The 8,799-nt window shown below is 67.4% G+C and carries 8 protein-coding genes; 1 reads left to right on the top strand and 7 read right to left on the bottom strand.

Features of this window, described 5'->3' with window-relative positions; all coding sequences use genetic code 11:
• Nucleotides 1-132: 132 nt before the first annotated feature.
• From rodA to V3B64_RS06030, 5 genes are all read right to left on the bottom strand, one after another.
• Nucleotides 133-1,245, bottom strand: coding sequence for a rod shape-determining protein RodA (gene rodA / locus V3B64_RS06050; RefSeq protein WP_032130317.1), 1,113 nt, complete (start codon nt 1,243-1,245; stop codon nt 133-135).
• Entirely contained in the window at nt 1,242-3,323 is a 2,082-nt protein-coding gene (mrdA, locus tag V3B64_RS06045; protein WP_121504363.1) for a penicillin-binding protein 2, read from the bottom strand. The genes rodA and mrdA overlap by 4 nt, the downstream gene beginning before the upstream one ends.
• 3 nt (nt 3,324-3,326) lie before the next feature.
• On the bottom strand, nt 3,327-3,812 hold the full coding sequence (mreD, locus tag V3B64_RS06040; RefSeq protein WP_032130319.1) for a rod shape-determining protein MreD: 486 nt from the start codon (nt 3,810-3,812) through the stop codon (nt 3,327-3,329).
• Nucleotides 3,809-4,846, bottom strand: a complete 1,038-nt coding sequence (mreC, locus tag V3B64_RS06035) for a rod shape-determining protein MreC (RefSeq protein WP_329894143.1) — start codon at nt 4,844-4,846, stop codon at nt 3,809-3,811. The genes mreD and mreC overlap by 4 nt, the downstream gene beginning before the upstream one ends.
• A 121-nt stretch (nt 4,847-4,967) precedes the next feature.
• A complete protein-coding gene (locus V3B64_RS06030) occupies nt 4,968-6,014 on the bottom strand; it encodes a rod shape-determining protein (RefSeq protein WP_005419402.1) in 1,047 nt (348 codons plus the stop codon).
• A 283-nt stretch (nt 6,015-6,297) separates the two neighbouring features.
• Here V3B64_RS06030 and V3B64_RS06025 point away from each other — a divergent pair, with 283 nt between their 5' ends.
• On the top strand, nt 6,298-7,236 hold the full coding sequence (locus V3B64_RS06025) for a carbohydrate kinase family protein (protein ID WP_014038522.1): 939 nt from the start codon (nt 6,298-6,300) through the stop codon (nt 7,234-7,236).
• A 103-nt stretch (nt 7,237-7,339) separates the two neighbouring features.
• Here the strand turns inward: V3B64_RS06025 and V3B64_RS06020 are convergent, their stop codons facing one another.
• Nucleotides 7,340-7,963: an HAD family hydrolase gene (locus V3B64_RS06020; RefSeq protein WP_180838669.1), complete on the bottom strand. Its 624-nt coding sequence runs from the start codon at nt 7,961-7,963 to the stop codon at nt 7,340-7,342.
• Nucleotides 7,963-8,694 carry a hypothetical protein gene (locus V3B64_RS06015; RefSeq protein WP_329913808.1) on the bottom strand — a complete coding sequence of 244 codons (732 nt, stop codon included), beginning with the start codon at nt 8,692-8,694 and terminating at the stop codon, nt 7,963-7,965. Before V3B64_RS06015 ends, V3B64_RS06020 begins: the two co-directional genes overlap by 1 nt.
• Nucleotides 8,695-8,799: the final 105 nt, after the last annotated feature.

The raw sequence follows: 8,799 nt of genomic DNA, 5'->3' as shown, positions 1-8,799 counted from the left end.
CGTCGGCGTCTTATGCGCCGCCGCGCCCCCTCCGCCCTCTCCCGCACCCCCCGCCCCCCCCCCCCCCTCGACTCTACAGAACAGCGAGAAGCAATCGAGCATATGGAAGCGCGATGAAAGGCGCGGCCGTTGTTACCCGTAGCCGCCGTGCACTGGATTGTGGCTACGCACGGCCATCACCAACCCGAAGCCGGCCAGCAGCGAGACCGCCGAGGTACCGCCATAGCTGATCAGCGGCATCGGCACGCCCACCACCGGCAGCAGGCCCGAGATCATCCCGCCGTTCACCAGCACGTAGACGAAGAACGCCAGGCCGGTGGCGCCGGCCAGCAGGCGCGAATAGGAATCGCGCGACTGGCTGGCGATCCACAGGCAGCGCCCGATCACCACCAGGTACAGCGCCAGCACGGTGGCCACGCCGATCCAGCCGAACTCCTCGCTCAGCACCGAGAACGCGAAGTCGGTGGTCTGCTCGGGAATGAAGTTCAGATGCGACTGCGAGCCCTCGCCCCAGCCCTTGCCATCGAAGCCGCCGGAACCGATCGCGATCTTCGACTGGATGATGTTCCAGCCAGCACCCAGCGCATCCATCTCCGGGTCCAGGAACATCATGATGCGGTCCTTCTGGTACGGCCGCAGCAGCCAGAACCAGGCCACCGGCGCGACCGCAGCCACGCCACCCACGCCCAGCCCGACCCACCACCACGGCAGGCCTGCCAACAGCAGCACGAACACGCCGCTGGCGGCGATCAGCACACCGGTACCGAAGTCCGGCTGCAGCATCACGAGGCCGGTCGGTACGCCGATGATGACCAGGGACACGAGCACGGTATTGAAGCGCGGTGGCAACGGCATCTTGTGCAGGTACCAGGCCACCATCATCGGCAGGCTGACCTTGAGCAGCTCGGCCGGCTGCAGGTAGAAGAATTTCAGGTCGAGCCATTGCCGGCCGTATTTGCCGGTGCCCAGCACGAACACCGCCAGCAACGGGATCATCGAGATCGCGTAGATCATCGGCGTAGCCGAACGGATGCGCAGGATCGGTACCCGTGAGATGCCCCACAGCGCAGCCATGCCCACTGCGAAGCGCGCGCCCTGGGCCATCACCAGGCCGTCGCCACCGGCACTCTTCAAGGTGGCCAGGCCGATCACCATCAGCGCGCCCAGGGCCAGGCACAGTACCCAGTCCAGCGTGCTGAAGAAGCGGCGCAGCATGTCGCCGGCCCAACGCAGGAACACTCTCATCGTGCGGGCTCCGCGGTGGTCGGGCGTGGCGTGGCCGGCAGCGCGGCGGCGGCCGGCGTCCCCGGCTGCGGTGCGGGTGCGGGTGCCGGTTCCGGCGCAGGCACGCCAATCAGCACGGGGTGTTCCCCCAGTTGTGCCGCAGCAAGGTCACCGGCCTGGCGCGCGCCCACATCTTCGTTGTCGAATGCGGTTGCACCGATGGCGGTGGTGCCGCGCTCGCTGTCCAGCGGCTGCATGCCTTCAGGCATCTTGCCCAGCAGATAGGCATCAAACACCTTGCGGGCGATTGGTGCGGCCGCCGCACCGCCGTAACCACCACCTTCCACCGCGATCGCCAGCGCGATCACCGGCTGGTCGACCGGCGCGAAACCGACGAACAGCGCGCGGTGGCGCAGGTGCATCGGCAGGCTCTTCGGGTTCACTGCAGCGGTGCCCTTGCGGCTGACGACCTGCGCGGTACCGGTCTTGCCTGCCATCGTGTACGGCGCGCCGGCCGCCATTCGCGCAGCGCTGCCGCCAGGCAGCATGGTGGCCATCATGCCTTCGCGCACCGCCTGCAGGTTGTTCGGGTTTGGGCTGACCGGTTTGCTCTCGCCCGGGTCGGTCGCCATCCAGTCATGGTCGAACCCCGCACGCTGCTGGATCACCAGATGGGGCGTGCGCAGCTGCCCGTTGGCCAGCCCACTGACGCCCCGCGCCAGCTGCAGCGGAGTGACCTTCCAGTCACCCTGGCCGATGCTGATGTTGACTGTATCACCCGGATACCAGGCTTCCTTGCGGCTCTTCCGCTTGTAGGCCGGCGACGGCAGGATGCCGCCGATCTCGCCGGTCAGGTCGATGCCGGTCGGCTGGCCGAAGCCGTAGTACTCCATGTAATGGTCGAAGCGCTCGATGCCCAGATCCAGCGCCAGCTTGTAGTAATACGTGTTGACCGATTGCGCGATCGACTTGCGCAGGTCGGTCCAGCCGTGGCCGCCGCGGTGCGAGTCACCCCAGCCACGCGAGGTGCCGGGCAGGTAGAACATGCCGGTGGACAGCACCTTGTCTTCCGGGCGGCGCACGCCCGAATCGAGGCCAGCCAGGCCGATCAGCGGCTTCAGCGTGGAACCGGGCGCGACGCCACCCAGCACCAGGCGATTGAACTGCGGCCGCGACGGGTTGTCGTTCAGCGCCTTGAAGTCGGCATGGGAAATACCGTTGACGAACAGGTTGGGGTCGTAGGACGGCAGGCTGACCATCGCCAGCACTTCGCCGGTGCGCGGGTCCATCGCCACCGCCGAGCCTTCCTGGTCGCCGAAGGCGGCCACCATGGCGCGCTGCAGGTCGGCGTCGATCGACAGCCGCAGGTCGGCGCCGGACTGCGCGGCAACGCGGCCGATGGTCCGGATCGCACGGCCCTGCACGTTGGTCTCGACCTGCTCGTAGCCGACCTTGCCGCGCAGCTGCTGCTCGTAATAACGCTCCAGGCCGGACTTGCCGATGTGGGTCAGCGCGGCATTGCCCTCGCCGAGGATTTCCAGGTCCTTGTCATCGACGCGGCCGACGTAACCGATGATGTGCGCGAACAGATCGCCATAGGGATAGCGACGGGTCAGGTAGGGTTCCAGCTCGACGCCGGGGAAGCGCCAGCGGTCGACGGCAAAGCGCGCCATCTCCTCGTCGCTCATGCGCAGCTTCAGCGTGACCGGCAGGAACTTGCGGCGCGCCTTGCGCGACTTGTTGAACGCTTCCAGTTCTTCCGGGCTGATGCTGATGATCTTCGCCAGCCCTTCCAGGGTGGCGTCCATGTCCTTGACCTTGTCCGGGGTCACGTCCAGGCGGAAGGCCGGCACGTTCTCGGCCAGCAGGCGGCCGTTGCGGTCGTAGATCATGCCGCGCCCGGGCACCACCGGCCGCGGCTTGATGCGGTTGGCTTCCGAGCGCGTGGCGTAGACGTCGTGGTCCAGCACCTGCAGCTTGAAGTACCAGCCGCCCAGGCCCAGCAGGCAGACCAGCACACCCAGGAAGCCCAGCGCCGCGCGGCGGCGGAACTGTTCGGCTTCGGCATGCGGATTCTTGACCTGGCGGCGCGGAATCATGGCTCAGCGCCCGCGCTTGCCGAAGCGCACCGCGTCCAGCAGCACGAATACCAGCGGCCACAGGCCCATGCCCAGCAGCGGTGCCCACCAGTACGACCACGGCAGGGTCGGCTCATCCACCACGATGTGGACCAGCGCGCTGACGATGCGGTCGTTGAACAGCAGGCCGCCGATGGCCAGCATCTGCTGGGACATCGGGAAGAAGCGGATGCGGGCGCGGAAGCGCTGCAGGATGAAGGCCAGCATCACCAGCCGCAGCGACTGTTCGCCGAGTACACCGCCGTACAGCAGATCAGCGATGACGCCACTGGCGAAAGCGACGCCCAGGCCGACACGCTCAGGCGCTTCAATCACCCAGTACGCGAGCACCAGCGCCAGCCAGTACGGGCGCAGCGGCTGCAGCAGCGCCGGCAACGGCAGCAGGCCCAACAGCAGCGCCACCACCAGGCTGGCCGGCAGCACCCACGGGTTGTCGCGCAGGCGGCTCATCGCTGGGCCTCCGGCGTGGTCGGTTGCCGGCCAGCGGCCGGCACTACCGTCGCCGACCCAGCATCGGGTGGAGAGCCCCCCTCTTGTTGAGGGGGGCGCGCTGAAGGCGCGGGGGTAAGGTGGGATGCCCCCCCGGCAGCCTGGTTTGCCGAAGGCAAACTTGGCTGAAGCAATTCGCCTGCCGCAGGCAAGCGAATTGCCGCGCCCGGGCGCAGCAGCAGCACGTCGCGGCCGCGGTCCAGCTGCGCCGCCGGCTTCAGTTCGCCGACCAGGAAGGCGTGCGTGTCGTCCGGGCGCAGGCCGGTGATGGTGCCGACCGGGAACCCGGCCGGGAAGCGGCCACCGAGGCCGGAGGTGACGATCTCATCGCCCACTTCCACGCCGGCGCTGAGCGGGATGTCGCGCAGTTCCAGCTTGTCGCCGCGGCCGTAGACGATCAGGCGAACGCCGTTGCGGGCCACCGTCACCGGCACGGCATGGTCGGGGTCGGTCAGCAGCAGCACGGTGGAGGTACCACCAGTGACGCTGATCACCTGGCCCATCAGACCGCCGGCATCGATCACCGCCTGGCCGACGTGCACGCCTTCGCGGCTGCCGGCGTCGAGCACCAGGCGCTGCTTCACCGGATCCAGGTCGATGTCCAGGATCGGCGCCAGCTGCACGTCCAGGCCACTGCGCTCGGCCACGTTCAGCAGTTCACGCAGCTGGGCGTTGTCCAACGCGGCGGTCTGCAGGCGGGTCAGGCGGGCGTTGGCCAGCAGCAGCTGGTTGCGCAGTTCACGGTTCTCGTTGACCAGCTGGCCGTGGCTGGCCGCCGAGTCCTTGACCTGGTTGCCGAGCTTGCCCGGCAGTCCCGCCAGTGCCCATACCGGCTGCACCAGGCTGTTGGCCTGCCCGCGCAGCTGCGCAAGCCAGCCGGCCTGGTCGTCAAGCACGATCAGGGTGATGGCCAGTGCGAGATAAGCCAGCAGACGCAGCGGGCTGGCGGCATCACCGGATCGGGAAGCAACGGGAGGTCCGGCGTAGGGCGGCACGGCAACGATTCAACTGGCAGAAGGCGGAAGGGAAACACGCGGACGCCCCGCCGGTGCCGGCCTACCCTCATGGTGGGCCGCACCCCGGAGGGGCGCTGCGGGCGCAGGCAGCCGGGACGGCTTATTCCGGCGCAAAGAACTCGTTGCCGTGCATGTCGACCAGCTCCAGCGCACGGCCACCGCCGCGGGCCACGCAGGTCAGCGGATCGTCCGCCACCTGCACGTGCAGGCCGGTTTCCTCGGAAATCAGGCGGTCCAGGTCACGCAGCAGGGCGCCACCACCGGTCAGCACGATGCCGCGCTCGGCGACGTCGGCGCACAGTTCCGGCGGGGTCTGCTCCAGCGCCAGCTTGACCGCGCTGACGATGCCCGACAGCGGCTCGTGCAGGGCCTCGAGCACCTCGTTGGAGCTGATCTTGATCATCTTCGGCACGCCCTCGGCGAGATTGCGGCCGGAGATTTCCATCTCGATCACTTCCGCCTGCGGGTAGGCGCAGCCCAGCTCGACCTTGATGCGCTCGGCGGTGGCTTCGCCGATCAGCATGCCGTGGTTGCGGCGCACGTAGTTGGTGATCGACTCGTCGAAGCGGTCGCCGCCGATGCGGACCGAGGCCGAATAGACGATGCCGTTGAGCGAGATCACCGCCACCTCGGTGGTGCCGCCGCCGATGTCGATGACCATCGAGCCACGGGCTTCGGTAACCGGCATGCCGGCGCCGATCGCGGCGGCCATCGGCTCTTCGATCAGGAACACGTCACGGGCACCGGCTTCCTCGGCCGATTCCTTGATCGCGCGGCGCTCGACCTGGGTCGAGCCGGCCGGCACGCAGACCAGCACGCGCGGGCTCGGGCGCAGCACGCGCGACTTGTGCACCTTCTTGATGAAGTGCTTGAGCATCGCTTCGGTGTAGGTGAAGTCGGCGATGACGCCGTCCTTCATCGGGCGGATGGTGGTGATGTGGCCCGGGGTACGGCCAAGCATCTGCTTGGCTTCGGCGCCTACGGCTGCCACCGAGCGGGTACCACCAATGGCACGGTCCTGGCGCACGGCCACGACCGACGGCTCGTTCAGCACGATCCCCTGCCCGCGCACGTAGATGAGGGTGTTGGCCGTGCCCAGGTCGATGGACAGGTCGTTGGAGAACATGCCACGGAGTTTCTTGAACATCTGAGGAAGGAGTCCTGAGGGGTGTCGTGCCCGCCGCGGGATGGCGAAAAAATGGGCAGAAATCGAGGCCGACAAGCCTAGCAACCCGCCTGCCGCCGAGCAAGGAAAAAACTAGCTGAACCCGCGTCTTCACAGGCTTTCGGCCTGATCGGGTCTCACCCGGTTCTGGCCCTGAGCGGCACCAGCGGGTAACCTTTGCGCCGTCGGGCGCCCAAGGGCGCCGTTTGCTTGCCCGCCGAACCGGGCCGGCCCACCCCAAAATTCACCGCATAGGCTTACATCGATGTCCGCTCTGATCTGTGGTTCTCTTGCCTTCGACACCATCATGGTGTTCCCGGACCAGTTCAAGAATCACATCCTGCCGGACAAGGTGCACATCCTGAACGTGTCCTTCCTGGTGCCGCGCATGCGCCGCGAGTTCGGCGGCTGCGCCGGCAACATCGCCTACAACCTGCACCTGCTGGGCGGCCAGCCGATCCCGATGGGGACCGTGGGTTCGGACTTCGGCCCGTACCGCGAATACTTCGACGGCCTGGGCATCGACCTGTCGCGCGTGCGCGTGATCGATGAGCTGTTCACCCCGCAGGCGTTCATCACCACCGACCACGACAACAACCAGATCACCGCCTTCCACCCGGGCGCGATGATGCGCTCCTACGAAAACCACGTGCGTGGCGTACCGGGCGTGACCCTGGGCCTGGTCGGCCCGGACGGCCGCGAAGGCATGATCCAGAACGCGCAGGAATTCCACGAAGACGGCATTCCGTTCATCTTCGACCCGGGCCAGGCCATGCCGCTGTTCAACGGCCCGGAGCTGCGCGCGTTCATCGAGCAGGCCGACTACGTGGTGGTCAACGACTACGAGTCGAATCTGCTGCAGGAACGCACCGGTTGGGACGAGAAGGAGATCGTCAGCCGGGTCAAGGCCTACATCACCACCCGTGGCCCCAAGGGCGCAGTCATCCACACTCCGGAAAAGAGCTACGACATCCCGCCGGCGCACGAGCGCCGCGTGGTCGATCCGACCGGCTGTGGCGACGCCTTCCGTGCGGGCCTGATCTACGGCATCCAGAAGGGCTACGACTGGCTGACCATCGGCCGCATGGGCAACCTGATGGGCGCGCTGAAGGTCGAGCACCCGGGCACGCAGAACCAGCGCTTCACCTTTGACGAGTTCAACGAGCAGTTCAAGCAACAGTTCGGTTACGCGCTGGGCGCGTAAACCGAACTGCCCGCGCATCTGCTCGGTGGGTGTCGACCTTGGTCGACACGCTGTGCCTTGGTAGGTGTCGACCTTGGTCGACACTGCCGGCCAGCGGCCGGCACTACCCCTTCTGCTGCCAGGCGGCCAACAGGTCGCGGCAATCGGCGAAATGCCAGTCGGCACTGCCCGGCCACGGGTTCTCCGGCAGATTGACCAGCACGGTGTGGGTGCCCGCGGCGCGGCCGCACTCCAGGTCGTAGGCGTGGTCTCCCACCATCACCGCCTCTGCCGCCGCGATGCCCCAACGCTGCAGGTGCTGCTGCAGGCCATCCGGCGACGGCTTGGGCACCGCTTCATCGCGGCCGATGATGTCGGCATCGTCGAACAACTCCCCGACCCCGATCGCGTCCAGGGTCAGCTTCGCCAGCGCATGGTCGTTGCGGGTCAGGATGCCCAGCCGGCAGCCCGCCGCCGACAGCGCGCGCAGCAGCTTCACCGCACCCGGCGCCGGGAGTGCCTCCTCGGCCAGCGCACGTTCGTGATCCAGCAGCCACTCGCGCTTGGCCTGCGCCGGCGCATCCGGCAGCGCTGCGATATGGTCGAGGATGTCTTCCTCCGCGGCGATCTGCAGCGCGCGGCGGATCGCGGCGAAATCATGCACAGCGACGGTCAGCGTGCCGTCCATGTCGAACACCCAGTGCCGGATCGCGGACAACGCGTGCACTGCGCTGCCCGCCGCAACCATCACTGCCACCACTGCGGCATGCGGCTGGCGTCGACACCACCGGTTTCGAACACGGCGGTACGCGTGCCGCCGGCCTTGACCGGGAACTCGATGCTGATCGACTTGCCCTTGCGCGCCAGCTTCCACAGCGCCTTCTGGTCGGTGATGAACAGCGCGATGGCTTCATCGGTCTTCGGGCGCCAGGCCGCCATGGAAATCGGCTTGCCGTCGTCCACGGTCACCTTCACCGTGCACTGCGGGCAACGGAAATCGCCAGCCTGCAGCACCAGGTAGGCATGCCGCTTCCACTCCGGATGATCGCGGAACACCAGCTGCACCGGCTTGGCACCGCTGCCATCCACGTCCACCCGTTCCTTGCTGTAGATCTGCGCCGAAACCTGGTTGCCCTTGCTGCCCACCGGGATCTGGTTGTACTGCCACAGCGCCTGTATGCGGCGCAGATCGCGCGCGGCATCGCCCTTGGCCTTGACCTCGTCGAAGCCGGCGGCGATGCGCTCGGCGGCGGCGGTGTCCTTGTACTGGTCCAGCAGCGAGGCGCCATGCAGGCGCGCACGCTCCCAGTCCTGTGCGGCCACGGCCATGTCGTACTGCTTGGCCACGTCTTCGGCCTTGGCTTCCTTCTGTGCCTGCACGGCGGCTGCGGCGGCTTCCTGCGCCTTGCGCTCTTCCTCGGGGTTGCTGCAGGCAGCCAGGGCCAGGGTGCAGGCGGTGAGCAGGATCAGTCGTTTCATGGCGGAGGTCCTTCGTGTTTTCGCATATCTGTAGAGTCGAGGGGGGGGGGCGGGGTGTTTTTAGGCCCTGGCTCGACCGCGGACAGAAAAAAAAAAAAGACGCGG

This window comes from Stenotrophomonas sp. SMYL86, assembly GCF_036320025.1.
Taxonomy (GTDB): domain Bacteria; phylum Pseudomonadota; class Gammaproteobacteria; order Xanthomonadales; family Xanthomonadaceae; genus Stenotrophomonas; species Stenotrophomonas maltophilia_A.
The sequence above is the reverse complement of the archived record's forward strand: the minus strand, read 5'-3'. Positions and strand labels throughout refer to the sequence as shown.

Bases quoted from the DNA above. Each gene is read 5' to 3' on its own strand.
- rodA (WP_032130317.1), bottom strand. From the start codon at position 1,245: ATGAGAGTGTTCCTGCGTTGGGCCGGCGACATGCTGCGCCGCTTCTTC.
- mrdA (WP_121504363.1), bottom strand. From the start codon at position 3,323: ATGATTCCGCGCCGCCAGGTCAAGAATCCGCATGCCGAAGCCGAACAG.
- mreD (WP_032130319.1), bottom strand. From the start codon at position 3,812: ATGAGCCGCCTGCGCGACAACCCGTGGGTGCTGCCGGCCAGCCTGGTG.
- V3B64_RS06030 (WP_005419402.1), bottom strand. From the start codon at position 6,014: ATGTTCAAGAAACTCCGTGGCATGTTCTCCAACGACCTGTCCATCGAC.
- V3B64_RS06025 (WP_014038522.1), top strand. From the start codon at position 6,298: ATGTCCGCTCTGATCTGTGGTTCTCTTGCCTTCGACACCATCATGGTG.
- V3B64_RS06020 (WP_180838669.1), bottom strand. From the start codon at position 7,963: ATGGTTGCGGCGGGCAGCGCAGTGCACGCGTTGTCCGCGATCCGGCAC.
- V3B64_RS06015 (WP_329913808.1), bottom strand. From the start codon at position 8,694: ATGAAACGACTGATCCTGCTCACCGCCTGCACCCTGGCCCTGGCTGCC.